Genomic DNA, 24,966 nt, shown 5'->3' with positions numbered 1-24,966 from the left:
TCGCCAAACAATGCTATTGATTGCCGAACAATTCTATTGATCGCTGAACCATCCGATCGCGTTGAGGCCGTGAAACCTCAACGCGGTCGCGTTTCCGCACTGTACTCTTTCAGCCCGCCAGCGCCATAGCCATACATGCGCGTTCTTGGGCTGTTTTCGTGCCCGATTACCGATCTTAAACACTCCTGCCGTGCGTAGCGGCGTATACGCCTGTCACTGCCTTACTCTGCCGCAGAATTGACCGGCTTATATTTACCTCCCACTTGTACAGGATCCACTCAGGCTGAAGCGCCGGGGTGAAAAACCGGTTTTGGTCGCCTGATACGACCTACTACCTCCAAATAGTCACCGGGGGTGAGTATCGTCTCCCCTGATCATTGCGAATCAATAAATTTCATTAATTATCAGTCTATTAGGTTTATTTTTTCGGGTAATCCTTTGGTGGTATCTCCGCGGTTCCCCGCGCAAACCGGTCCGGGCTGGCTTGATCGCTGTCAATTCTGACACTTACCCGGCTGGCTACCCTACGCCTCAGTGAGCAAAACCCACGTGTACTTCATAACGACAGGAACCGTCAGGTTCCGCAGCAGGAGAGTCCGGATGAGCAAATTTCTTGACCGGTTACGTTATTTCAAACAGGTGGCCGAGCCGTTTTCCGGCGATCACGGCCAGACGTTGAATACCAATCGTGACTGGGAGGACGGCTATCGCAGCCGCTGGCAACATGACAAGGTGGTGCGTTCGACGCATGGCGTCAACTGTACCGGTTCATGCAGCTGGAAGATTTACGTTAAAAACGGGCTGGTCACCTGGGAGACGCAGCAAACCGATTACCCCCGCACCCGGCCGGACCTGCCGAATCACGAGCCGCGCGGCTGCCCGCGCGGCGCCAGCTATTCCTGGTATCTTTACAGCGCTAACCGGCTGAAATACCCGATGGTGCGCAAACGCCTGATGAAGCTGTGGCGCGAGGCGCGTCAGCATCATGCCGACCCGGTGGACGCCTGGGCGTCAATCGTCGGCGACGCGGGCAAAACGCGGGAATACAAACAGGTACGCGGGCGCGGCGGTTTTGTGCGCGCCGACTGGCAGGAGGTGAATGAACTGATCGCCGCCGCCAACGTGTATACCGCCAAAACCTTCGGCCCGGACCGGGTGATCGGCTTCTCGCCGATCCCGGCCATGTCGATGGTGTCCTACGCTGCCGGCGCCCGTTACCTGTCGCTGCTGGGCGGGGTATGCCTCAGTTTTTACGACTGGTACTGCGACCTGCCGCCGGCCTCGCCGCAAACCTGGGGCGAACAGACCGACGTGCCGGAATCGGCCGACTGGTATAACGCATCGTACATCATTGCCTGGGGCTCCAACGTACCGCAGACCCGCACCCCGGACGCTCACTTCTTTGCGGAAGTACGCTATAAAGGCACCAAAACCGTTGCCATCACCCCGGATTATGCGGAAATCGCCAAGCTGTGCGACCAGTGGCTGAATCCGAAACAGGGCACCGACAGCGCGTTGGCGCTGGCGATGGGTCACGTGATCCTCAACGAGTTTCACCTCAAACAGCCGCGACAGTACTTCACCGATTACGTACGCCGCTATACCGACATGCCGATGCTGGTGCTGCTGGAGCCGCGCGCGGACGGCAGCTACGCCGCCGGGCGTTTGCTGCGCGCCGCCGATCTGGTGGGAAAGCTGGGGCAGGAGAACAACCCGGAGTGGAAAACCGTCGCCATTGACGAACCTACCGGCGAACTGGTCGCCCCGCAGGGCTCGATCGGTTATCGCTGGGGAGAGCAGGGCAAATGGAATCTGGAACAGCGCGAAGGCAGCGCCCAGCGTGATGTCAATCTGCAACTGAGCCTGCTGGGCAAGCACGACGACGTGGTGTCGGTCGGCTTCCCTTATTTTGGCGGTGCATCCAGTGAAAACTTCGCCAGCGTCGCGCTGGATGAGGTGCTGCTGCATCAACTGCCGGTCAAACGCCTGACGCTGGCCGATGGTCAGCAGGCGCTGGTCACCAGTGTTTACGACCTGACGCTCGCCAACTACGGCGTGGATCGCGGTCTGGACGACGCGCAGTGCGCGACCGGGCATGATCAGGTGACCGGCTATGATCAGGTGAAAGCCTACACCCCGGCGTGGGCGGAGCAGATTACCGGCGTGTCGCGCCAGAATATTATCCGCATCGCCCGCGAGTTCGCCGATAACGCCGACAAAACCCACGGTCGTTCGATGATTATCGTCGGCGCGGGGATGAACCACTGGTATCACCTCGACATGAACTACCGCGGGATTATCAATATGCTGATCTTCTGCGGCTGCGTCGGGCAGAGCGGCGGCGGCTGGGCGCATTATGTCGGTCAGGAGAAACTGCGTCCGCAAACCGGCTGGCTGCCGCTGGCGTTCGGTCTGGACTGGCAGCGCCCGCCGCGTCACATGAACAGCACCTCATTTTTCTATAACCACTCCAGCCAGTGGCGTTACGAAACCATCGCGCCGCAGGAACTGCTGTCGCCGCTGGCGGACCGCTCCCGTTTCAGCGGCAGCCTGATCGATTTTAACGTGCGCGCCGAACGCATGGGCTGGTTGCCGTCGGCGCCGCAGTTGGGCGCGAACCCGCTGCGTATCGCCGGGCAGGCCGCGGCCGCCGGCATGTCGCCGCAGGATTACACCGTGGCGGAACTGAAAGCCGGCCGCCTGCGTTTTGCCGCCGAGCAGCCGGACAACCCGCAAAACTTCCCGCGCAACCTGTTTATCTGGCGCTCCAACCTGCTGGGCTCGTCCGGTAAGGGGCATGAGTACATGCTCAAGTATCTGCTGGGCACCGAGCACGGTATCCAGGGGCAGGATTTGGGCCAGCAGGGCGGCGTGACGCCGGAAGAGGTGGAATGGCGCGAGCAGGGCGGCGAAGGCAAGCTGGATCTGGTGGTGACGCTCGATTTCCGCATGTCCAGCACCTGTCTCTATTCCGACATCGTGCTGCCGACCGCCACCTGGTATGAAAAGGACGACATGAACACCTCGGACATGCATCCGTTCATCCATCCGCTGTCGGCGGCGGTTGACCCGGCCTGGGAGTCGAAAACCGACTGGGAAATCTATAAAGGGTTGGCGAAAACCTTCTCTCGCGTCTGTCAGGGGCATCTGGGGGTGGAAACCGATGTGGTGACGCTGCCGATCCAGCATGATTCGGCGGCCGAAATGGCGCAGCCGCTGGGGGTGAAAGACTGGAAAAAAGGCGAGTGCGACCTGATTCCGGGCAAAACCGCGCCGCACATCATGACGGTGGAGCGCGACTACCCGAACCTGTATACCCGCTTTACCTCGCTCGGCCCGTTGCTGGATAAGCTGGGCAACGGCGGTAAAGGCATCAACTGGAATACCCAGAACGAAGTCGATTTCCTCAAGCGTCTGAACCGGGTGCAGGAAGACGGCCCAGCCGCCGGCCGCCCGAGAATCGACACGGCGATAGATGCTGCCGAGGTGATTCTGTCGCTGGCGCCGGAAACCAACGGCCAGGTGGCGGTAAAAGCCTGGGCGGCGCTGAGCAAGGTTACCGGGCGCGATCACACCCATCTGGCGCACCCGAAAGAGGAAGAAAAAATCCGCTTCCGGGATATTCAGGCGCAGCCGCGCAAAATCATTTCCAGCCCGACCTGGTCTGGTCTGGAAGACGAGCATGTGTCTTACAACGCCTGTTACACCAACGTGCATGAGCTGATTCCGTGGCGCACCATCTCCGGCCGCCAGCAGCTGTATCAGGATCACGAATGGATGCGCGCCTTCGGCGAAAGCCTGCTGGTGTACCGTCCGCCGGTGGATACCCGCGCGGCGCAGCCGTTGCTGAATAAAAAGCCCAACGGCAACCCGGAAAAGGCGCTCAACTTCCTGACGCCGCATCAGAAATGGGGGATTCACTCCACCTACAGCGAAAACCTGTTGATGCTGACGCTGGGGCGCGGCGGGCCGATTGTCTGGCTGAGCGAGGACGATGCCCGCGAGCTAACCATCGCCGACAACGACTGGGTTGAAGTGTTTAACGCCAACGGCGCGCTGACCGCCCGTGCGGTGGTGAGCCAGCGTATTCCGTCCGGCATGACCATGATGTACCACGCGCAGGAGCGACTGGTGAACCTGCCCGGTTCGGAAGTCACCGGCCAGCGCGGCGGCATCCACAACTCGGTGACGCGCGTGTGCCCGAAACCGACTCACATGATCGGTGGTTACGCCCAACTGGCGTACGGCTTTAACTACTACGGCACCGTCGGTTCCAACCGCGATGAATTCGTGGTGGTCCGCAAGATGAACCGTATCGACTGGCTGGATGAGGACAGCCATGACGACCTGTCTTCCCATGTGCAACCTCATCTGCAGGAGAAAGCCTGATGAAAATTCGTTCACAAGTCGGCATGGTGCTGAATCTGGATAAATGCATTGGCTGCCATACCTGTTCGGTGACCTGCAAGAACGTCTGGACCAGCCGCGAAGGGATGGAATACGCCTGGTTCAACAACGTGGAAACCAAGCCCGGCACCGGCTATCCGCATGCCTGGGAGGATCAGGAAAAATGGCAAGGCGGCTGGATTCGTAAAATCAACGGGCGGCTTGAGCCGCGTATGGGCAATCGAGTCGGGGTGCTGTCGAAGATTTTCGCCAACCCGGACGTCCCGGCGCTGGACGATTATTACGAGCCGTTCGACTACGACTATGCCCATCTGCAACGCGCCGGCGAAAGCCGGCACCAGCCGGTGGCGCGCCCGCGCTCGCTCATCACCGGTCAACGCATGGAGAAGATCGAAAACGGCCCGAACTGGGAAGACGATCTGGGTGGCGAGTTCAGCAAGCGCTCGCAGGATAAGAACTTCGACGACATGCAGAAAGCCATGTACGGGCAGTTCGAGAACACCTTCATGATGTACCTGCCGAGACTGTGCGAGCACTGCCTCAACCCGGCCTGTGTCGCCACCTGTCCGAGCGGGGCGATTTACAAGCGGGCGGAAGACGGCATTGTGCTGATCGATCAGGATAAATGCCGCGGCTGGCGCATGTGCCTGACCGGCTGCCCGTACAAGAAAATCTATTTCAACTGGAAGAGCGGCAAGTCGGAAAAATGCATTTTCTGCTATCCGCGCATCGAATCCGGTATGCCGACGCTGTGCTCGGAAACCTGCGTGGGCCGTATCCGTTATCTGGGGGTTCTGCTGTACGATGCCGACCGCATTGAACAGGCGGCATCGGTAGCCAGCGAGACCGATCTGTACGGCCGCCAACTGGATATTTTCCTCGACCCGCACGACCCCGAGGTGATCGCGCAGGCGCAGCGCGACGGCATTCCGCTCAGCGTGATTGACGCGGCGCAGCAGTCGCCGGTGTACAAGCTGGCGGTGGAATGGCAACTGGCGCTGCCGCTGCACCCGGAATACCGCACGCTGCCGATGGTGTGGTACGTGCCGCCGTTGTCGCCGATCCAGTCCGCCGCCGACGCGGGCAATCTGGCGCACAGCGGCGTACTGCCGGACGTGGAAAGCCTGCGTATCCCGGTGCAGTATCTGGCGAATCTGTTGACCGCGGGCGATACCCGCCCGGTGCTGCGCGCGCTGCGGCGCATGCTGGCGATGCGCCATTACAAGCGGGCGCAGACGGTGGAGCAGGTTACCGATGTCAGCGCGCTGGAGCAGGTGGGGCTGACGCAGGCGCAGGCTGAAGAAATGTACCGCTATCTGGCGATCGCCAACTATGAGGATCGCTTTGTGGTGCCGTCCAGCCATCGGGAGCTGGCGCGGGACGCGTTTCCGGAAACTCGCGGCTGCGGCTTCAGCTTTGGCGACGGCTGCCACGGCAGCGATTCGTCGTTCAACCTGTTCAACAGCCGACGTATCGACGCTATCGACGTCACCAGCAAAACCCAGACCATGAGCAACCGGCGGACGCAGGAGAACCAGTCATGATCAGTCTTCGCGTTATCGCCCGGCTGCTGGAGTATCCGGATGCGGAACTGTGGCAGCAGCGTCAGGCAATGCTGGCGGCGCTGGAACAGGCCGACGAACTGCCGCTGCGGCAGAGCGCGCAACTGTTGCAGTTCATCGCCGACTTTTATCAGGGCGACCTGCTGGACCGGCAGGCGCGCTACAGCGAACTGTTTGACCGCGGCCGCGCGTTGTCGCTGCTGCTGTTCGAACATGTGCATGGCGAGTCGCGCGACCGCGGTCAGGCGATGGTGGATTTGCTGGCGCAGTACCGTGAGGTTGGGCTGGAGCTGGATTGCCGCGAACTGCCGGATTTCCTGCCGCTCTATCTGGAGTATCTGACGTTGCGCGATCCGCAGGCCGTGCGCGAGGGGCTGCGCGATATTGCGCCGATCCTGACGCTGCTGGCGGAGCGGTTGCGCCAGCGCGACAGCGAGTATGCCCTGTTGCCGGATCTGCTGCTGACGCTGGCGGCGATCGAACCCTCGCGTGAATCCGTGGTGGCGAAAGTGGCGGGAGAAGCGCGCGACGATACGCCGCAGGCGCTGGATGCCGTGTGGGAAGAGGAGCAGGTCCGCTTTCTGGCCGACGCGGGCTGCGCCCCGGCGCAACAGACTGGCCACCAGCGTCGTTTCGTCGATGCGGTGGCGCCGCACTACCTGAACCTTGACGCGTCGCGCGCCAAAGGAGACTGCTGATGCATTATCTCAATCTGTTTTTGTTTGATATTTACCCCTACATCGCCGGCGCGGTTTTTCTAATCGGCAGTTGGCTGCGCTACGACTACGGTCAGTACAGCTGGCGCGCCGGCTCCAGCCAGATGCTGGATAAGAAAGGCATGCGGCTGGCGTCGAACCTGTTCCATCTCGGCATCTTGGGCGTGCTGGGCGGTCATTTTCTGGGCATGATGACGCCGCACTGGATGTACGAGTCGTTTTTGCCGCTGGAGATAAAACAGAAGATGGCGATGATCGGCGGCGGAACCTGCGGCGTGCTGACGCTGGTGGGCGGCGTGCTGTTGCTGAAGCGTCGGCTGACGAATCCGCGGGTGCGCGCCACATCGACCACCGGCGACATCCTGATCCTGTCGCTGCTGGTGATTCAGGCGGCGCTGGGGTTGCTGACCATCCCGTTTTCCGCGCAACACATGGACGGCAGCGAGATGATGAAGCTGGTGAACTGGGCGCAGGCGGTAGTGACGTTGCGCGGCGGCGCCTCGGCGCATCTGGATGGCGTGGCGCTGATTTTCCGCCTGCATCTGGTGCTGGGAATGACGCTGTTCCTGCTGTTCCCGTTCTGCCGGCTGGTGCATATCTGGAGCGCGCCGGTTGAGTATCTGACCCGTCGTTACCAACTGGTCAGAAACCGGCGCTAACGCCGCCAGTGATTCGGCATGGTTAACGCGATACGCTCCGGCGTATCGCGTTGTCATTTTGGGAAAGGGAGAATCAGTGAGTGTCGCGCCAGAGCAAGTTCAGGGCGCGCATGACGTAGGGCACAACCGGCAGGTGCGCGATTTGCTCCCGGGTGAAGAACGCAAACCCGGAACCTTCCTGCAGTACGATATCGCCCGGCGTCAGCGCCGTTGTCAGCGAGAAGATATAAATCCGGGCGTTTTTGCTGTCATCCGACAGCGTGACGATCAGCGGCGTCAAATCCCGGTCGTCAAGGGTGATGCCGATCTCTTCATTTAATTCACGCACCGCCGCCTGGGCGGGCGTCTCTTCGCCTTCAAGTCCGCCGCCGAACAGCGACCAGTAACCGGGGTAGGGAATGTCTTTATCCGAATCCCGCAATTGCAGCAGGATTTTTCCGTACGGATCGACGAGTACCACCAGCGCAGCGCTACAGGCGCTGGCCGTGCTGATATCGCCGATCACCTTAAATGTGATCTCATTCGTCATGGGTATTGTCGACATTAAAAGCCCCGAGTGGTCATGATACGACAGCCTGTATCTGTTCACTAATACTGATACGGTTTGGTCTGGCGCGATGCGCCGATGTAACACCTTTTCAGGCCGTAATCCATGTAATAACGGCAGATTGACCCGCTTGTTTACGATGAAAATACAATCCGCTCCGTTACGCCGGTTTGATGACCACTCTGGAAGTAAAATAATTGTTTATTTGTGCGGTGCTGGTTTTTCATTCATACATGATATTCCTCAGAAAAAACGGTTCAGCATTTTAGCGAAGAGTGTATGAAATTTGTTTTTGGTCAATTTTACCGGCAAATGTCAATGCTAGGATGGCTGTAAGTTAAGACTCTGTAATAAATGGATGGTGATCTATGAGCAGCGCATTTTATATTCCAGCCTTAAACCTGATGGGTGAGGGTGCGTTAGAGGAAGCGGCCAGGCAGATTCAGTTGCAGGGTTTCAAACATGCCTTGATCGTGACTGACGGCGTGCTGAACAAAATCGGCGTCGCAGCCTCCGTGCAGCAATTGCTGAAAAAGTACCAGATCGATAGCGCCATTTATGATGGCGTGCAGCCGAACCCGACCGTCGCCAACGTGGATGCCGGTCTGAAGATTCTGAAGGCAAACCACAGCGATTGCGTGGTGTCGTTGGGCGGCGGTTCTTCCCATGACTGCGCTAAAGGTATTGCTCTGCTGGCGACCAACGGCGGTGAAATCGCCGACTACGAAGGCGTGGATGTTTCCGCCAAACCGCAGTTGCCGCTGATCGGCATCAACACCACGGCAGGCACCGCGTCTGAAATGACCCGTTTCTGCATCATCACCGACGAAGTGCGTCATGTGAAAATGGCGATCGTGGATAAAAACGTGACCCCGGTGATGTCCGTCAATGACCCGGTGCTGATGGTCGGTATGCCGGCATCGCTGACCGCCGCTACCGGGATGGACGCCTTGACCCACGCCATTGAGGCCTACGTGTCTACCGCCGCTAACCCGATTACCGATGCGGTGGCGATCAAAGCGATTGAACTGATCCGCGACCATCTGCGCGACGCGGTCAAAGACGGTAAAAACATGGTGGCGCGCGAGCAGATGGCTTACGCCCAGTTTATGGCCGGCATGGCGTTCAACAATGCATCGCTGGGGTATGTTCATGCGATGGCACATCAGTTGGGCGGCTTCTATAACCTGCCGCACGGGGTGTGCAATGCGGTGCTGCTGCCGCACGTAGAGCGTTACAATGCAACCGTCGCCGCAGGGCGTCTGAAAGACGTTGCGGTCGCGCTGGGCCTGGACGTTGCCGGGCTGAGCGATCAACAGGCTGCTGACGCGGCAATCGCGGCGATCAGCCAGATGGCGCGCGATGTCGGTATCCCGGCCGGTCTGAAAGATCTGGGCGTGAAAGAAGAAGACTTCAACATTCTGGCGGACAACGCGCTGAAAGACGCCTGCGGGTTGACCAACCCGAAACAGGCGACCCACGCGGAAATCGTCGAGATTTTTGCCGCCGCGTTCTAATCTGATGAATGAATGTTGGTATCGAAAAGCCCCTGACTTGATGGTTGGGGGCTTTTTTTATGAAGTAAGCAGAGGCGGGTGGTGGTCTGTTGTACTAATCAGATGTACCATTAAGATGTACATCTTGAGGGGGAAGAAATGAAAACGTACACCATTACTGAAGCCCGGCAAAACATTGCGGCGGTCATCGATACGGCGGCCCGCGGCGAGCCGGTGGAAATTACGCGTCGAAATGGTACGTCGGCCGTACTCATCCCCAAGGCGGAGTTTGAGGCGTATCAGAACGCCAGACTAGACGCTGAATTTGATTTCATCATGCAGCGCCACGGCCACACGGTTAAAGCGCTTGCCGACAGATGAAATGGGTCAGTGCGCAAGACGTTATCGCCTTTCATGATCGCATCCTGCAGGTGTTGCCAGGAGTTGCCGGCATGGCGGATCCTGGCCGGGCTGAAGCCTTGATTTATCGGGTGCAGAACCGGCTTTATTATGAAGATATGACGGATCTCTTTGAACTGGCAGCGACGTATTGGGTAACTGTTGCGCGGGGTCATATTTTTAATGATGGTAATAAGCGCACCGCCTTTTTCGTCACCATGGTATTTTTACGCCGCAATGGCGTATTAATTGCCGATAACGATAATTCACTGGAAGAGCTTACCGTCAAGGCAGCAACGGGTGAGTGCCAGGTGTCGGAGCTCGCGGAGCAGTTAAGACTGCGGGTGGAAAAGTAAATGACTGGCACGGAGATAAATTGCTTTTGAAAAGCCCCTGACTTAATGCTCGGGGCTTTTTTATAACGGTCTATCGTCGGGATGCTAGACTGTTTTATCAATCGGGTATATTTACTGGATTGTGATTAATTCTTATTGGGTATTATTGTTTGCATAATTATTATGACGGTCGGCTAAGTGCCATGAGCAGACATTGACAAGGCTACCAAGTCATAGCGAATATGTGGAAGATATATAATTTGAGGACACGAAAACAGGTCTATTTTCGAAACACCACTTTTGCTGGGTAAGATCACTGAAGCATGCATCGGTGTAGAGTATATTGATGACTAGTATTGTAGTATCAGTAGTAGGGCGTAAAAAATGCATATGACAAAAAGGGATAAAAATGTGTGATTTTTCACTTCTTATTGGCAATGGTATAAATAACATTACAAATGGAAACTCTTGGCTTGATGTGCTAAATAGTTTAGGGCATGCATATGGAATCAATATCGACATACAAAAAAAACCATTTCCACTAGCCTATGAGGAGATTTATTTTAATATTATAAATAAACAGGTGAGTGGGTTTTCAGAAAGTGAAATAAAATATTATATTGCATTAAAAATAAACTCAATAAAGCCTAATGAAATTCACAAAAAAATTTTAGAGCTAGAGTGCAACAACATTTTAACAACAAATTATGATTTGGCATTTGAATATTGTTTAGATGACAGTGTCAGACCTGAAGATTTGAAGAATGAAGGTAAAATAAAAGAGAGCAAATACAACATTTTTAGACATCACAAGGTGAAAAACAAAAATATATGGCATATACATGGCGCATTGAACAATCCACACTCAATAATTCTTGGCTATGAGCATTACAGTGGTTACTTGCAAAGCATGCGAGGCTATACAACTACCGGAAGTCAATATTCCGATAAAACGTTCAACGAACCATTTACAAAACGGTTAAAGAAAGGTGATATTGGCAATAGTTGGATCGATGATTTTTTCACTAAGAATATATATATCTTAGGTTTGAATTTGGATTTTGTTGAGATTGACCTTTGGTGGTTGCTCACATTTAGAGAAAGAAGTCGGCTTACAAAGAAAATAAACTTACAACATGGAATAACATATTACATCCCTCATTGCTATTATGACGATCCCGTTTCTAAACCAAAAATCGATCTTTTAAAAAGCGTTGGAGTTATAGTTAATCATGAGTTCGGATTAGTGTTCAAAGGGAATGAGAAAGAATATTACCTTGCTGTAATCAATGATATTCATAGTAAAACCCGTAGATAATATCTTATCTATAAAAAAGAATGGTCAAATACAAATGTTCTTTGACCGCAGAGATTAGACTTTTAGTCTGCTCCTAGCTCACAGCAGACGTGTTATTCATGGCCTGTCTGCAGCCAAGCTTTCTTACATCAGAGTGTGTTAATCAATGGGGGAGCAGGTCATCATGAAAGCACTTAGGGATTTAAATTCCGAAAGTGCCTCTCATTATTTTTTACTTAACAAGTTTAATTGTTATGCCGGAGTTAGGGCCAGGAGGAACGCCTAATGCCGTATCTACACCTGGGTTATTACGTAAATCCTCAAGGATTTCTTCAGGTCGGAACTTTTTCCCGATAACAGCTTGAGATTCAGGGCGAGGGTTTTCTGAGTGTCTTGCTCGGTAAGCTTCAACAAATTCAATTCCTTCTGCTTTTGCTCGCGAGCTCAAGCCTCGGGCAAATAAACGATTGAATTCTCCTTCAGCTAAAGTTTGAGCAGCAGTGTGAGGGACTTTAGCCTGAATCATCTCAGTGCTATTAGGCTTTCTTCGAGGATAATGGGTAGCCAGTAATCCTCTATTTAGGATTTCTTGCTCAAGCCATGCATCATCATGTTGAGATGCTTCTTCTAACAAAGATGGCCACACAGTCTTACCTTGAGCAGTAAGAAAGTTGCTCAAATAAAAACTATTATTTTCTTTATCAAATTCAATTTCTTTAAGCATGAATTTTTTGGTCGAATCATCTAAATCGATATAATTTAAAGACATAAAACCCTCAACTATATGTAGAAATAAGAAAAAAATTCTAAATGTAACATTAAATTACAAACCATCTTAAGCAATCATATCTTTTGATGCAAAAGGAAAATTTACCTTTTGCAAAAAGGTTTTTCTTATTCCCTGAAGTCCGCACTAGTACGGTAATGCACTGACCTACGCCCTACTGATTAAGACAGCGATATGTAAGTCATGCTTTTATAAGTTATAAGAACAACTGCGAATATCCGTTCCTCGCTCACTGCGGACCTGACGACCTTGCTTTCTGTCTACTCCGTGCTAGAAACAGACCCCGATAGAGGTCTGAAGCGTGGTCAGGCTTCTGCCAAACTGGTTTTTGATGTCAACGTAAAGCGATATGAAGTAGGAAGAGCCACAGGATCCGAATTTGCAGCCCAATAAAAAGCATAAGCTCACGAATGCGCCGCAACCATGAAGCGCTCTGCTAGCAGTAGCAAGAAGATATTAGGTTGGTGTATTGTTTTTAAACGATTAATCACGCGGAAGGACATTCGAGGTATGCTGAAAATACTTGGCAAAACGACGTCAATAAATGTGCGCAAAGTGCTCTGGACCTGCGAAGAAGCGGGGCTGGATTATGTTCAGGAAGATTACGGTAGCGGGTTTGCCTCGACGGAAACCGATGCATTTCGCGCCATGAACCCGAACGCCATGGTGCCCGTGTTGATTGACGATGAATTCGTGCTGTGGGAATCGAATTCGATTTGTCGCTATCTGGCGCGCAAAGCCGGGCGCGATGATCTGCTCCCTAACGAACCGCAGGCGTGCGCTAACGTCGAGCACTGGATGGACTGGCAGGCGACCGAATTTAACAACGCCTGGCGTTATGCCTTCCCGGCTCTGGCGCGCAAGAACCCGGCCTATAACGATCAAAACGCGATTGCCGCGGGCATTAAAGAGTGGAACCACTGTATCGGTATTCTTGAACAGCAACTCCAGCGCACCGGAGCATGGGCGGCAGGTGAGACGTTTACGCTGGCCGATGTGGTGCTCGGGCTGTCGGTGAATCGCTGGAAAATGACACCGTTTCCCCACCCCGAAGTACCTGCCATTGACGCGTGGTTTACGCGCTTGAATCAGCGACCGGCATTTTTGCGTCATGGGAATAATGGTATGGTCTAAAAACCGGGTTGGCGGCTATGATGTCAGCACGCTATAGCACGCTGCGCGACAGTAAAAAAGGCGGCCCGGTTTATTCCGCTGACCGCAGGTGGTTTTGTTTCGCTACTGGTTTACGGCATCATATAAATTAGCCGTTCTTCATCAGTAATTGCGCAATGTTCGGTAATGCTCAGTCCGGTTGGTGGTTCAGGTTATTTGGCGATTGATCAGATCGCCTGATACGGACTGAGTTTTTTAATGATCGACAATGTAGCGGTGTTATTTAGCAGAAAGCTCTCTGCGGATGATGTCTGCACCTGCGCTTAATGCATTGAGTTTGCCTGTGGCTACCCGACGAGATAAGGGGGCCATTCCGCAGTTGGTCGAAGGATAGAGCTTGTCGGCATCGACAAATTGAAGTGCTTTTCGTAGCGTATCGGCAACTTCTTCTGGTGTCTCTATCGTATTGGTTGCCACATCAATCGCCCCGACCATGACTTTTTTACCGCGAATCAGCTCAAGCAGATCCATCGGAACTCGCGAGTTATGGCATTCCAGCGAGATGATATCGATAGCCGATGTTTGCAGTTTGGGAAACGCTTCTTCGTATTGCCGCCACTCTGACCCCAGCGTTTTTTTCCAATCGCTATTGGCCTTGATGCCATAGCCATAGCAAATATGCACAGCCGTTTCACATTTCAGCCCTTCAATGGCTTTTTCTAACGTGGCGATTCCCCAGTCATTCACTTCATCAAAGAAAACATTAAATGCGGGCTCATCAAACTGGATGATATCGACACCCGCCGCCTCTAATTCTTTCGCTTCCTGATTGAGTATTTTTGCGAATTCCCAGGCGAGCTTTTCGCGACTTTTATAGTGGTTATCATAGAGCGTATCAATCATCGTCATCGGCCCTGGCAAGGCCCATTTAATGGGTTGCTTGGTGAGTTGACGTAAGAATTTGGCATCTTCAACAAACACGGGTTTTTGACGCGCCACCGCACCGACCACTGTCGGTACGCTCGCGTCATAGCGATTACGAATTTTAACCACTTCACGTTTCTCAAAATCCACGCCGCTAAGGTGTTCAATAAACGTGGTGACAAAGTGTTGGCGCGTTTGTTCGCCATCGCTGACAATATCAATACCGGCACGCAGTTGATCAAACAGCGACAAGCTTAAGGCATCTTTTTTCCCCTCAATCAGCTCGTCGTTTTGTAATTTCCAGGGGGACCACAGCTTCTCAGGCTCGGCGAGCCAGGATGGCTTGGGTAAACTGCCCGCAGTTGAGGTAGGTAGCAATGTTTTCATAGCAGGTGACCTTATATTTTTGGTGAATTAGCGCGCGTAATGAGCCGACCATTGCTCAAGAATATTTTTGTACGGTTTGATGAAATGCTCTTCAGTAAACTTCCCTTGCTTAATGGCCAACTGGCTGCGCTCTTCCCGATCATAAACAATTTTTGTTAATGAATGATCATGATGATTCAGGTTGGGGCAATAGTATTGCCCGGCAGCGGAGTTCGCATTGTAAATCTCAGGGCGGTAGATTTTTTGGAACGTCTCCATCGTGCTGATGGTACTGATAAGCTCAAGATCCGTGTAATCACTCAGTAAATCACCAGAAAAATAAAAAGCCAAAGGAGCAACACTATTTTGTGGCATAAAGTAGCGAACCTGTAGCCCCATTTTTTCGAAATACTGTTCGGTTAAAGAAGAACCATTTGGCTGGTACTCGATGCCCAATACAGGATGCTGGTTTCCCGTTCTATGATAGGTTTCTTTGCTGGAAACACTTAAGCATATTACCGGCCGCTTGCTAAATTTGTCTTTGTATTCCTGCGAATTGACGAAATATTTAAATATATTCCCATGCAAATCGCCAAAGTTATCGGGAATGCTAAATTCGGATTGACTATTATTGTGCTCTAACAACAACACACTAAAATCATAATCACGCACGTAAGACGAGAAGTTATTGCCTACAATACCTTCAATCCGTTGGTTTGTTTTTTTATCAATGATGTTTGTTTTCAAAATTTCAATTGCCGGGAAGGTGGCGTTATTGTCGGCAATGTGCATATCAACAGAAATGATTTCAAGTTCGACGGAATAACGGTCACCTTTGGGGTTATCCCAATACGCCAATGTATTGAAGCGATTATCAATCATCACTAATGTGTTGCGTAAGTTCTCCTGGCGGCTCGTTCCTCTGGCCAAATTCGCAAAGTTGGTAGTGATACGCGTATTTTCGGAGGGGTTATAGTTCTCATCGAAGCAACTGCTCTTAATCGTAAATGTAAAATCTTTAGTCATCGCGTTCTTTTTTCCTGATGCTTGATATGAAAACCGGGTTAATGTGTTGATATTAAATGATTTTATTTTATCATTTGGTGGTCTTCATGTTGATTATAGGTTAATTCAGCATATTTTATGCCAGAGTTGGTGAGCGAGGGAAAGAGACTTAATTTCATTACAACATGAGCCATATTCATGGTCGGGTATACGGTCAGGTCAGGGAGGGGTGCAGACGTCGCTCAATGTCTTATCTTGCCGCGTGGCAAGACTCATCATGAGCCTTGCCATAGGGCCAACGCGTTGCGTTGTTCAACATTAACGTGTTGTCCTGAACGTGTTGTCCTGCAACTTGAAGTATGACGGGTATATCACCGATAACGCATTCAGACGTTGACGTTACATCGTATAGCCCGGCTTTTTGGTGAGATTAGCCAGTTCCGGCCCGATTTCGATATCGTAAACCGCGTCTTTCCAGCGCTCCGGCGCGATTTCCGTCAGGGCAACCGAGATCGACTTGTCTTCCGCGTTCAGGTACTTCTTGAGCAATTCGCTGATTTCGTTTGCCAAATCCTGTTTGACGGTTTCCGGCAGATTGCGGGGAAAATACTTGATGGCAACATGTGGCATAGATAAAGGCTCCGTGTATTGCGTCCGGTATATGGCGGACAGCGGTTAAACCTAACGCCGACGGCCATCCGCACAGTGTCTGCGCCGGCATGGCCTCGGGCAGCAAGCGTTAGTGCTTTATTATTGACGTCGGTTCAACCGGTGGCAACGTTTGTCGCCATCATCAGTGCGTCGTGACCGCATCCAGCGCGCGCAGGTGTTCCGGCTGCCAGGACAGATTGATTTCGCTGCCGATTTGCCAGTCCGGGTTCACGTCGCTGGCCGGCAGTTTCACCATAAACTGCGGTTGACCGGCGACCTCGGTCATCATGCGCACATGATCGCCGAGATAGATAAATTGCTGAATGCGGGCTCTGACCTGTTGTGCGCCGTCCGGCAGCACGCTGGCATTGACCCGCACCCGTTCCGGGCGAATACACAAATGGATTTTTCTGCCCGGCGAGCTGGGGCGGACTTTCAGCGCGCGTAATTCGGTGCCGTCATCCAACTGAGCCTGATAGTAGTCGCCGTCGCCGCCGGACTGGGTGCCAATCAGCGTGTTGTTTTCGCCGATAAACTGCGCCACGAAGGCATTCTGCGGGCGTTCGTAAATGTCGCTGGGGCTGTCCATCTGCTGAATAATCCCGTCGTTGAAGACCGCGACCCGGTCCGACATGGTCATGGCTTCGCTCTGATCGTGGGTGACGTACACCACGGTGAGCTCCAGCGCCCGGTGTAGCTCCTTGATTTCCAACTGCATGTGCTCGCGCAACTGCTTGTCCAGCGCGCCCAGCGGTTCATCCATCAGTACCAGACGCGGCTCGAACACCAGCGCTCTGGCCAGCGCCACGCGCTGTTGCTGACCGCCGGACATCTGCGCCGGGTAACGATCGGCCAGATTGGTCAGTTTGACGCGGTCCAGCACCCGATCCACTTTGTCCTTGATATCGCTGCGGTTCATGCGACGAATGGAGAGCGGAAACGCCAGGTTTTCCGCCACCGTCATGTGCGGGAACAGCGCATAGTTCTGAAACACCATGCCGATACCGCGCTGGTGGGGCGGCAGGTTGTGCAGCGGCGTGTCACGCAGCAGAATTTCGCCCTGTGTCGGCGTTTCAAACCCGGCCAGCATCATCAGGCTGGTGGTTTTGCCGGAGCCGGACGGGCCCAGCATGGTCAGAAACTCGCCTTCCTGAATATCCAGATTCAGATTTTTGACCACCAGACGATCGCCATCGTAGGTTTTTTGAATATTTTTGAAGCTAACGTAGGTTTTCATTCTTCCCTTCTCTCACGTGTCGTAGCGCGGTGCTGATGACTGATGTATGCATAAGTCATGCCTGATAGTTGATTAAGAAATTATTCTTATAATTTTGAGCATGAAAAAAGATCAATTCAGAGGTTCGCTTCAGCGGAAAATCACAGCAAAAAATCAGGCTGAGGCTCGGTCGTTAAGGTCGGCGTATTGTGCATGTTGCACAATGGTAAAATTGAAAAAGTTAGCAGCAGCCGTAAACAATAAGGCGCACGATAATCCGCCTTTGCCTCAAAATGGTGAGGTCATGTTAAATAAAAGCACTGATATTGTGCGTAGCGGCAAGGCGAAAAACCGCGGCGGACAGGGTGTCCGCCGGGCCGGTTTTTCTACGGTCTGTGGGGCGCTCAAACCGCGTGTGGGGGATTCAGGCGCGCGCTTTTTCCAGCGTGCGTAAACAGGAAAGAATGACGTCAAACGCCCGCACCATCTCGGCGTCGTCCACGCTGGCGTAACCGAGCAGCAGCCCGCGCTGGTGCGTCGGCCGCAGATAGTAACTGGACAGCGGTTTGACCATCACGCCGTGTTGCAGGATACGGGCGCTCAGTACCACATCGTCGATGCGGTCGGGTAACCGCAAAATCAGGTGCAGACCGGCGTTACTGTTGTAGCCAAGGTACTCTTCGCCCAGATGCTGCACGATCAACTCGCTCAGCAGGGCGCGGCGGCGTGCATACAGCAGGCGCATGCGGCGGATGTGGGCGGCGTAGTGGCCTTCGCTGATGAACTGACTCAGCGTCAGTTGCGTCAGCAGGTGGCCGCCCCGGTATAGCTCGGCGTGCGCCGTTTTCAGCTCGCGCGCCAGATGCGGCGGCAGCACCATGTAACTGACGCGCAATCCCGGATAGAGGGTTTTACTGCAGGTGCCGATGTAAATCACCGGCGGCTGGGTTTGCAGCCCCTGCAATGCCGGGATGGGGCTGCCGGAAAAACGGAACTCGCTGTCGTAATCGTCTTCGATGACCCAGCTGCTGTGTTCCTGCGCCAGCGCCAGCAGGCGCTGGCGGCGCGCCAGACTCATCACCGCGCCCAGCGGATACTGGTGCGACGGGGTGACGCAAATCAGCCGCGGCACCGATTGGGGCGAGACGTCATCCGGCGGCACCATCCCTTGTTCATCCACTTCGATGGGCGCGACGCGCAACCCGTTGATGGTCAACACATTGCGCATTCCCCAATAGCAGGGGTCCTCAATCCACGCCAGATCGCCGGGGTTGCACAGCATTTTGGCCAGCAGGTCCATCGCCTGATGGGTGCCTTCGGTAATCAGGATTTGCTCCGGGGTACAGGTGACCGAGCGCGCCACCCGCAGGTAGTCCACCAGCGCCTGTTGCAGTTCCGGGCAGCCGCCGATCGGCGAGTAGGAGAGTTGTTCCGGTTTCAGACGGCGAGACAGTCGGGTTTGCAGCCGCCGCCACAGGTCATGCGGAAAGCTGGCGATATCCGGGATGCCCGGCATAAACGCGCCCCACTGGCGCGCCGACGCGCCGGCGTAGCCCAGCAGATGCATGCCGCGCCGGGAAATTTCCTGCACCGCCGGGCGCAACGGCGACTGGGTATCGTCGCGGACATCCGGCGGGCGGGTGTCCGGCAACTGCTCGGTGACGTAACTGCCGCTGCCGGTGCGGGTTTCGATATAGCCTTCCGCCAGCAGCTGTTCGAAGGCGGCGATCACCGTATTGCGCGACAGCGACAACTGCTGCGCCAGGTCGCGGGACGAAGGCAGCCGCCGCCCCGGCGCGATGTCACCGGTCAGAATCGCCAGCCGGATAGTGTCGTACAGCCGCTTGTTGAGCGTGCCTTCCTGCTGTTGTTCCAGCCCTTGCAGTAGCAAATCGGTCAGTAGTGAGCGCAAAGTGGATCCTTTAAATATTAAAAACTGGCTCTGGATTATAGGGCCATACAGGGGATAAATAGCAACATCAGAACGTTAATCGTCAGCCCCCGTCGGGCGGTGTGTTCATCGAATCGGAGCAGAATAATGAGTAACAGCGAATTGAATCAACGTCGTTTGGCCGCCACGCCGCGTGGCGTGGGCGTCATGTGCGATTTCTTTGCCGACAAGGCCGAAAACGCCACCCTGTGGGATGTTGAAGGGCGCGAGTATATTGATTTTGCTGCCGGGATTGCGGTGCTGAACACCGGCCACCGTCACCCGAAACTGGTGGCGGCGGTGCGCGAACAACTGGAGAAATTCACCCATACCGCATATCAAATCGTCCCCTACGGCAGCTATGTGACGCTGGCGGAACGCCTGAACGCGCTGGCGCCGATCGCCGGCCCGGCCAAGACCGCTTTCTTCACCACGGGTGCCGAAGCGGTTGAAAATGCGGTGAAAATCGCCCGCGCTTATACCAAACGTCCGGGCGTGATCGCGTTTGGCGCGGCGTTCCACGGCCGTACGCTGCTAACCCTGACGCTGACCGGTAAAGTGGCGCCGTATTCCACCGGCTTCGGCCCGTTCCCTGGGTCCATTTTCCACGCGCTGTACCCGAATGCCCAGCATGGCATCACCGTGGAACAGGCGCTGGAGAGCATTGACCGCCTGCTGCACACCGATATCGCCGCCGATCAGGTCGCGGCCATTCTGCTGGAGCCGGTGCAGGGCGAGGGCGGCTTCAACGTTGCGCCGCCGGAATTCATCAGCGGCGTACGCCAGCTGTGCGACAAGTACGGCATGCTGCTGATCGCCGATGAAGTGCAGACCGGTTTTGCCCGTACCGGCAAAGTATTCGCCATGGAATATTACGACGATAAAGCGGACCTGATCACCATGGCGAAAAGCCTGGGCGGCGGTTTCCCGATTTCCGGCGTGGTGGGTCGCGCCGAGGTGATGGACGCGCCGGGCCCCGGCGGGCTGGGCGGCACTTATGCCGGTAACCCGCTGGCGGTGGCGTCGGCGCTGGCGGTGCTGGATGTGATTGAAGAAGAACAGTTGTGTCAGCGCTCCCAGCGCCTGGGCGCTACACTGGTAGAAGCGCTGGAGCGGGCGAAAGCCGGCAATACGGCGATCGCCGATATTCGCGCCCGCGGCTCAATGGTGGCGGTGGAGTTTAACGATCCTCAAACCGGCAAACCGAGCGCGGAGATCACCAAAAAATACCAGCAGGCGGCGCTGGAACAGGGACTGCTGCTGCTGACCTGCGGCACGCACGGCAACGTGATTCGTTTCCTGTATCCACTGACCATTCCGGATACCCAGTTCAGCAAGGCGCTGTCGATTCTGAGCAGCGTTCTGGCGAAGTGAGAAGTGAGTGAAAGGGTAGTTATGCAACTGAAAAATAAAACGTTATTCCGTCAACAATCTCTGATCGGCGGTGAATGGCAGGATAGCAGCAACGGGGCGCGTCTGAGCGTGACCAATCCTGCCACCGGCGCCGAGCTGGGAAGCATTCCGCTGGTGACGGCGGAACAGACCCAGCAGGCGATTAGCGCCGCCGAACAGGCGCTAATCGCATGGCGTCAGCGTACCGGTAAAGAACGTGCTGCGCTGATGCAGGCATGGGCGCAATTGATTCGCGCGAATCAGGACGATTTGGCGGCCATTCTGACCGCCGAACAGGGCAAATCGCTGGCGGAAGCCAGCGGTGAAATCGCCTACGCCACCTCGTTTATCGACTGGTTTGCCGAAGAGGCCAAGCGGGTGGAAGGCAGCGTACTGCAGTCGCCGCAGGCCAGCCAACGCTTGCTGGTGATCAAACAGGGTATCGGCGTGTGCGCCGCGATCACGCCGTGGAACTTTCCGGCGGCGATGATCACCCGCAAAGCCGCGCCGGCGCTGGCTGCCGGCTGCACCATGATCGTCAAACCGGCGGAGCAGACGCCGTTTACCGCGCTGGCGCTGGCGGAACTGGCGCAACAGGCCGGTATTCCTGCCGGCGTGTTGCAGGTGGTGACCGGCGAAGCGCCGTCGGTGGGTAAAATCCTGTGCGACAGCCCGGTGGTACGCAAGTTGAGTTTTACCGGTTCCACCGAAGTTGGCCGTATTTTGATGGCGCAATGTGCGCCGACGGTGAAAAAGCTGTCGCTGGAACTGGGCGGCAACGCGCCGTTTATCGTGTTTGACGATGCTGATCTGGAGCAGGCGATAAAAGGCATTCTGGCGTCCAAATTCCGCAACAGCGGCCAGACCTGCGTCTGCGCCAACCGCATTTATGTCCAGCGCGGCATCTATCCGGCGCTGGCGGCCCGGCTGGTGGAAGAGGTGGAAAAGCTGAAAGTGGGCGACGGCACCCAACCCGGCGTGATGCAAGGTCCGCTGATCGATCAGGATGCGGTCGGCAAAGTCGAGCAACATATCGATGATGCGCTGTCAAAAGGGGCGGAACTGCTGACCGGCGGCTCACGCCACGCGCTTGGCGGCACCTTCTTCACCCCGACGGTGATTGGCGGCGTGACGCGCGACATGCGTTTCGCCCGCGAAGAAACGTTCGGCCCGGTGGCGCCGCTGTTTCCGTTTGACGACGAGGCGCAGGCGGTGGCGATGGCCAACGATACCGAGTTCGGTCTGGCCGCCTACGTCTACACCCGCGACGCCATCCGTCAGTGGCGGGTGCCGGAAGCGCTTGAATACGGCATGGTGGGGATCAACACCGGCCTCATTTCCAACGAAGTGGCCCCCTTTGGCGGGGTGAAACAATCCGGATTGGGACGCGAAGGCTCACGCTTTGGCATCGAGGAATACCTGGAGATGAAATATCTCTGCGTTGACCTCACCCCTTCAGCCTGACGGCGGATGAACAGGGACGTTCATCCCGCGTACTGGCGAGCCAGAGTGGTGCAATCGCCTGGTTATATTGCACCACAATAAGGCGAATTCGGCAGGGCTTGTTCATCACGCGCAACGCAATGTATCAGGCAGAAAACAAGTCATCAGGTAAAAAACACGTCATCACGCGAAAAACAGCATAGGCACTGTGCACATTGCACAGTGCGGTTTCTCCACGGCGCCGTTCAGCGGTTTTTCAACACAGACAACAGAAACTGGCACGAAAACTGCTTTATAAAATGATGCCTATGCATCAAAAAAATTTAAGGGTTTCGCCCTCGTGGGCATACGTTGACTACTCTCTTCAGGAGCCAGACCATGTTGAAAAAATTTGCATTATCCGCTCTGCTCGTTGCCATGGCTTCCCAGGGCTGGGCCGAAAACCTGACCGTGATTTCCTTTGGCGGCACCAACAAGGACGCGCAGGATAAAGCGTTTTACAAACCGTTCCAGGCGGCAGGCAAGGGCGAGATCGAAGCCGGCGAATACAACGGTGAAATGGCTCGCATCCGCGCCATGGTGCAGACCGGCCAGGTCGGCTGGGACGTGGTGGAAGTAGAAGGTCCGGAACTGCTGCGCGGTTGCAACGAAGGGTTGTTTGAAACGCTGGACTGGAAAAAGTTGGGCGACCAGGCTGATTTCGTAAAAGGGTCGGTTTCCGAATGCGGCGCCGGGATCTTTGTCTGGTCCACCGTGCTGACCTATAACGCCAACAAACTGCAACAGGCGCCGAAAAGCTGGGCCGATTTCTGGGATGTGAAAAATTTCCCCGGCAAGCGCGCGCTGCGTAAAAGCGCCAAGTTCACGCTGGAAATCGCCTTGCTGGCGGACGGCGTGAAACGCGAAGACGTCTACAAAGTGCTGGCGACCCCGGCCGGCGTCGATCGTGCGTTCAAGAAACTCGATCAGATCAAATCCAATATCCAGTGGTGGGAATCCGGCGCGCAGCCGCTGCAGTGGCTGGTGGCGGGCGACGTGGTGATGACGTCCGCCTACAACGGCCGCGTGGCGGTGGCGCAGAAAGAAAAACCGGGCATCAATATCGTCTGGAAAGACGGCCTGTACGATCTGGATAGCTGGGCCATCGTGAAAGGCACCAAACACAAAGCGCTGGCCGAGCAGTTCATCGCGTTCGCCAACCAGCCGGAAAACCAGAAAGTGTTCGCGGAAAACATCGCCTACGGCCCGACCAACGCGAAAACCACCGCCTTGCTGGACCCGGCCGTCAGTAAAAACCTGCCGACCGCGCCGGATAACCTGGCTCAGTCGGTGCAGGTGGATACCGAGTTCTGGATCGATCACGGCGAAGAGCTGGAGCAGCGTTTCAACGCCTGGGCCGCCCAGAAGTAATCCCGAACCGGTATTGATCACAAGGAGAGAGCGCTTATGTCCCAGAACGAGATGTTAAAGGCAGAGCCGCCTGCCGGCGGCGAGGGAAACCGCACCAGTCTGAAACAGCAGTTGCATCAGGCGCAGGCACGCTATCAGAAACGGTCGCTGCTGCTGATTGCGCCGTTGTTCCTGTTCATTCTGGTCAGTTTTCTGTTCCCGATACTGTCGATTCTGGGCAAAAGCGTGTCCAACCCGGACCTGCGCGTCAGCATGCCGACCACTATCGAGGCGATGCGGCAATGGTCCGGCAAGAATGTGCCGGATGAGAGCGTGTTCCGGGCGCTGGTGAGCGATCTGCGCAATGCCCGCAGCACCGGGCAGGTCGCCACCATCACCAAACGGCTGGGTTATGAAGACGGCCAGTACCGCCAGCTCATCACCCGCACGCTGCGCAAGTTGCCGTCAGACGAGCAGCAAGGGCTGCGCGAACAGTTGATTGCCGACCAACCGATGTGGGGCGAACTGACCACCTGGAAAACCATCGACCGCGCGTCACGGCCTTTCACCAGCTACTACCTGCTGGCGGTATTCGACCACAAGGTGGACCCGCAGACCGACAAAGTGGTGGCGCAACCGGCGGATCAGGCGCTGTATGTCGATGTGCTGCTGCGCACGTTGCTGATGGCGGGCGTGGTCACGTTGCTGTGTGTGGCGCTGGGCTACCCGCTGGCTTACTGGCTGGCGAAACAGCCGGATAATCGCGCCAACCTGCTGATGATTCTGGTGTTGCTGCCATTCTGGACCTCACTGATTGTGCGCACCGCCAGTTGGATCGTGTTACTGCAGTCCGGCGGGTTAATCAACCGTTCGCTGATGGGGCTGGGCATCATTGATGAGCCGCTGGTGCTGGTGTTTAACCGTATCGGCGTCTACATCTCCATGACCCACATTCTGTTGCCGTTCTTCGTGTTGCCGCTGTATGCGGTGATGAAAGGCATTTCGCCCAACTATGTGCGGGCGGCGATTTCGCTGGGCGCGCATCCGTTTCTGGCGTTCTGGCGGGTGTATGTGCCGCAGACCTACGCCGGGGTGACCGCCGGCGCGTTGCTGGTGTTCATGATGGCGATTGGCTACTACATTACGCCGGCGCTGCTGGGCGGGCCGGGCGACCAGATGCTCAGCTATTTTGTCGCGTTTTTCACCAACACCACCATGAACTGGGGGATGGCGGCGGCGCTGGGGACACAACTGCTGGTGATCGTGGTGCTGCTGTATGTGGTGTATATCCGTGTCACCCGCACCGACGCCGACGCGGCGGCGCGTTAACCG

General features: G+C 55.2%; 21 protein-coding genes. 14 read left to right on the top strand and 7 right to left on the bottom strand.

Going from position 1 to position 24,966, the window contains the following annotated elements:
• The first annotated feature begins 600 nt into the window (after positions 1–600).
• The 4 genes from DXX3274_RS12375 to narI are packed head-to-tail and all read left to right on the top strand — an operon-like array spanning position 601 to position 7,344.
• The gene (locus DXX3274_RS12375; RefSeq protein WP_042860009.1) at positions 601–4,389 is read left to right on the top strand and encodes a nitrate reductase subunit alpha; all 3,789 of its coding nucleotides are present in this window, start codon (positions 601–603) and stop codon (positions 4,387–4,389) included.
• Positions 4,389–5,951 carry a nitrate reductase subunit beta gene (gene narH, locus DXX3274_RS12370; protein ID WP_042860008.1) on the top strand — a complete coding sequence of 521 codons (1,563 nt, stop codon included), beginning with the start codon at positions 4,389–4,391 and terminating at the stop codon, positions 5,949–5,951. The genes DXX3274_RS12375 and narH overlap by 1 nt, the downstream gene beginning before the upstream one ends.
• On the top strand, positions 5,948–6,667 hold the full coding sequence (gene narJ / locus DXX3274_RS12365) for a nitrate reductase molybdenum cofactor assembly chaperone (protein WP_042860006.1): 720 nt from the start codon (positions 5,948–5,950) through the stop codon (positions 6,665–6,667). The genes narH and narJ overlap by 4 nt, the downstream gene beginning before the upstream one ends.
• Positions 6,667–7,344, top strand: coding sequence for a respiratory nitrate reductase subunit gamma (gene narI, locus DXX3274_RS12360; RefSeq protein WP_039692073.1), 678 nt, complete (start codon positions 6,667–6,669; stop codon positions 7,342–7,344). The genes narJ and narI overlap by 1 nt, the downstream gene beginning before the upstream one ends.
• A 73-nt stretch (positions 7,345–7,417) precedes the next feature.
• Here the strand turns inward: narI and DXX3274_RS22410 are convergent, their stop codons facing one another.
• Entirely contained in the window at positions 7,418–7,873 is a 456-nt protein-coding gene (locus tag DXX3274_RS22410) for an NUDIX domain-containing protein (protein ID WP_238556038.1), read from the bottom strand.
• A gap of 386 nt (positions 7,874–8,259) precedes the next feature.
• On the opposite strand from DXX3274_RS22410, the gene yiaY reads away from it, so the two are divergent.
• From yiaY to DXX3274_RS12335, 4 genes are all read left to right on the top strand, one after another.
• A complete protein-coding gene (gene yiaY / locus DXX3274_RS12350) occupies positions 8,260–9,408 on the top strand; it encodes an L-threonine dehydrogenase (RefSeq protein ID WP_042860004.1) in 1,149 nt (382 codons plus the stop codon).
• Positions 9,409–9,546: 138 nt separating this feature from the next.
• Positions 9,547–9,768 carry a type II toxin-antitoxin system Phd/YefM family antitoxin gene (locus tag DXX3274_RS12345; protein ID WP_039692075.1) on the top strand — a complete coding sequence of 74 codons (222 nt, stop codon included), beginning with the start codon at positions 9,547–9,549 and terminating at the stop codon, positions 9,766–9,768.
• Positions 9,765–10,142, top strand: a complete 378-nt coding sequence (locus tag DXX3274_RS12340; RefSeq protein WP_038658062.1) for a type II toxin-antitoxin system death-on-curing family toxin — start codon at positions 9,765–9,767, stop codon at positions 10,140–10,142. The genes DXX3274_RS12345 and DXX3274_RS12340 overlap by 4 nt, the downstream gene beginning before the upstream one ends.
• Positions 10,143–10,530: 388 nt before the next feature.
• On the top strand, positions 10,531–11,439 hold the full coding sequence (locus DXX3274_RS12335; protein WP_042860002.1) for an SIR2 family protein: 909 nt from the start codon (positions 10,531–10,533) through the stop codon (positions 11,437–11,439).
• A gap of 211 nt (positions 11,440–11,650) precedes the next feature.
• Here DXX3274_RS12335 and DXX3274_RS22875 read toward each other — a convergent pair whose 3' ends face one another.
• Positions 11,651–12,187, bottom strand: a complete 537-nt coding sequence (locus DXX3274_RS22875; RefSeq protein WP_071603949.1) for a hypothetical protein — start codon at positions 12,185–12,187, stop codon at positions 11,651–11,653.
• Between the two features lie 528 nt (positions 12,188–12,715).
• On the opposite strand from DXX3274_RS22875, the gene DXX3274_RS12330 reads away from it, so the two are divergent.
• Complete coding sequence (locus tag DXX3274_RS12330; RefSeq protein ID WP_042860001.1) at positions 12,716–13,339, top strand: glutathione S-transferase family protein; 624 nt, start codon at positions 12,716–12,718, stop codon at positions 13,337–13,339.
• 258 nt (positions 13,340–13,597) lie between these two features.
• Here DXX3274_RS12330 and DXX3274_RS12325 read toward each other — a convergent pair whose 3' ends face one another.
• The 4 genes from DXX3274_RS12325 to DXX3274_RS12310 form a co-directional block, all read right to left on the bottom strand.
• Positions 13,598–14,629, bottom strand: a complete 1,032-nt coding sequence (locus tag DXX3274_RS12325; protein ID WP_042860000.1) for a methionine synthase — start codon at positions 14,627–14,629, stop codon at positions 13,598–13,600.
• Between the two features lie 27 nt (positions 14,630–14,656).
• Positions 14,657–15,634, bottom strand: coding sequence for a DUF1852 domain-containing protein (locus DXX3274_RS12320; RefSeq protein ID WP_042859999.1), 978 nt, complete (start codon positions 15,632–15,634; stop codon positions 14,657–14,659).
• A 378-nt stretch (positions 15,635–16,012) separates the two neighbouring features.
• Positions 16,013–16,243, bottom strand: coding sequence for a tautomerase PptA (pptA, locus tag DXX3274_RS12315; protein WP_038919274.1), 231 nt, complete (start codon positions 16,241–16,243; stop codon positions 16,013–16,015).
• Positions 16,244–16,406: 163 nt separating this feature from the next.
• Positions 16,407–17,501 (bottom strand): ABC transporter ATP-binding protein, encoded by a 1,095-nt coding sequence (locus tag DXX3274_RS12310; RefSeq protein WP_038658090.1) that lies wholly within the window; start codon positions 17,499–17,501, stop codon positions 16,407–16,409.
• A gap of 100 nt (positions 17,502–17,601) precedes the next feature.
• Here DXX3274_RS12310 and DXX3274_RS23755 point away from each other — a divergent pair, with 100 nt between their 5' ends.
• A complete protein-coding gene (locus tag DXX3274_RS23755) occupies positions 17,602–17,934 on the top strand; it encodes a hypothetical protein (RefSeq protein WP_152495259.1) in 333 nt (110 codons plus the stop codon).
• Here DXX3274_RS23755 and DXX3274_RS12305 read toward each other — a convergent pair.
• On the bottom strand, positions 17,905–19,392 hold the full coding sequence (locus tag DXX3274_RS12305) for a PLP-dependent aminotransferase family protein (protein ID WP_042859998.1): 1,488 nt from the start codon (positions 19,390–19,392) through the stop codon (positions 17,905–17,907). The two genes, DXX3274_RS23755 and DXX3274_RS12305, sit on opposite strands and share 30 nt — an antisense overlap.
• A gap of 126 nt (positions 19,393–19,518) precedes the next feature.
• Between DXX3274_RS12305 and DXX3274_RS12300 the strand changes: the two genes are divergently transcribed.
• The 4 genes from DXX3274_RS12300 (at position 19,519) to DXX3274_RS12285 (ending at position 24,963) form a co-directional block, all read left to right on the top strand.
• Complete coding sequence (locus tag DXX3274_RS12300; protein ID WP_042859997.1) at positions 19,519–20,784, top strand: 4-aminobutyrate--2-oxoglutarate transaminase; 1,266 nt, start codon at positions 19,519–19,521, stop codon at positions 20,782–20,784.
• 21 nt (positions 20,785–20,805) lie between these two features.
• A complete protein-coding gene (locus tag DXX3274_RS12295) occupies positions 20,806–22,266 on the top strand; it encodes an NAD-dependent succinate-semialdehyde dehydrogenase (protein ID WP_042859996.1) in 1,461 nt (486 codons plus the stop codon).
• A gap of 357 nt (positions 22,267–22,623) precedes the next feature.
• Positions 22,624–23,655, top strand: coding sequence for an ABC transporter substrate-binding protein (locus DXX3274_RS12290; RefSeq protein WP_050569869.1), 1,032 nt, complete (start codon positions 22,624–22,626; stop codon positions 23,653–23,655).
• Between the two features lie 36 nt (positions 23,656–23,691).
• Complete coding sequence (locus tag DXX3274_RS12285) at positions 23,692–24,963, top strand: ABC transporter permease (RefSeq protein WP_042859994.1); 1,272 nt, start codon at positions 23,692–23,694, stop codon at positions 24,961–24,963.
• Positions 24,964–24,966: the final 3 nt, after the last annotated feature.

It is taken from the genome of Dickeya sp. NCPPB 3274 (assembly GCF_000406205.1).
In the GTDB taxonomy this organism is placed as follows: Bacteria; Pseudomonadota; Gammaproteobacteria; order Enterobacterales; family Enterobacteriaceae; genus Dickeya; species Dickeya fangzhongdai.
The sequence above is the reverse complement of the archived record's forward strand: the minus strand, read 5'-3'. Positions and strand labels throughout refer to the sequence as shown.

Coding starts and splice junctions, on each gene's coding strand:
- DXX3274_RS12375 (WP_042860009.1), top strand. CDS start 601: ATGAGCAAATTTCTTGACCGGTTACGTTATTTCAAACAGGTGGCCGAG.
- narH (WP_042860008.1), top strand. CDS start 4,389: ATGAAAATTCGTTCACAAGTCGGCATGGTGCTGAATCTGGATAAATGC.
- narJ (WP_042860006.1), top strand. CDS start 5,948: ATGATCAGTCTTCGCGTTATCGCCCGGCTGCTGGAGTATCCGGATGCG.
- narI (WP_039692073.1), top strand. CDS start 6,667: ATGCATTATCTCAATCTGTTTTTGTTTGATATTTACCCCTACATCGCC.
- DXX3274_RS22410 (WP_238556038.1), bottom strand. CDS start 7,873: ATGACGAATGAGATCACATTTAAGGTGATCGGCGATATCAGCACGGCC.
- yiaY (WP_042860004.1), top strand. CDS start 8,260: ATGAGCAGCGCATTTTATATTCCAGCCTTAAACCTGATGGGTGAGGGT.
- DXX3274_RS12345 (WP_039692075.1), top strand. CDS start 9,547: ATGAAAACGTACACCATTACTGAAGCCCGGCAAAACATTGCGGCGGTC.
- DXX3274_RS12340 (WP_038658062.1), top strand. CDS start 9,765: ATGAAATGGGTCAGTGCGCAAGACGTTATCGCCTTTCATGATCGCATC.
- DXX3274_RS12335 (WP_042860002.1), top strand. CDS start 10,531: ATGTGTGATTTTTCACTTCTTATTGGCAATGGTATAAATAACATTACA.
- DXX3274_RS22875 (WP_071603949.1), bottom strand. CDS start 12,187: ATGTCTTTAAATTATATCGATTTAGATGATTCGACCAAAAAATTCATG.
- DXX3274_RS12330 (WP_042860001.1), top strand. CDS start 12,716: ATGCTGAAAATACTTGGCAAAACGACGTCAATAAATGTGCGCAAAGTG.
- DXX3274_RS12325 (WP_042860000.1), bottom strand. CDS start 14,629: ATGAAAACATTGCTACCTACCTCAACTGCGGGCAGTTTACCCAAGCCA.
- DXX3274_RS12320 (WP_042859999.1), bottom strand. CDS start 15,634: ATGACTAAAGATTTTACATTTACGATTAAGAGCAGTTGCTTCGATGAG.
- pptA (WP_038919274.1), bottom strand. CDS start 16,243: ATGCCACATGTTGCCATCAAGTATTTTCCCCGCAATCTGCCGGAAACC.
- DXX3274_RS12310 (WP_038658090.1), bottom strand. CDS start 17,501: ATGAAAACCTACGTTAGCTTCAAAAATATTCAAAAAACCTACGATGGC.
- DXX3274_RS23755 (WP_152495259.1), top strand. CDS start 17,602: ATGAAAAAAGATCAATTCAGAGGTTCGCTTCAGCGGAAAATCACAGCA.
- DXX3274_RS12300 (WP_042859997.1), top strand. CDS start 19,519: ATGAGTAACAGCGAATTGAATCAACGTCGTTTGGCCGCCACGCCGCGT.
- DXX3274_RS12295 (WP_042859996.1), top strand. CDS start 20,806: ATGCAACTGAAAAATAAAACGTTATTCCGTCAACAATCTCTGATCGGC.
- DXX3274_RS12290 (WP_050569869.1), top strand. CDS start 22,624: ATGTTGAAAAAATTTGCATTATCCGCTCTGCTCGTTGCCATGGCTTCC.
- DXX3274_RS12285 (WP_042859994.1), top strand. CDS start 23,692: ATGTCCCAGAACGAGATGTTAAAGGCAGAGCCGCCTGCCGGCGGCGAG.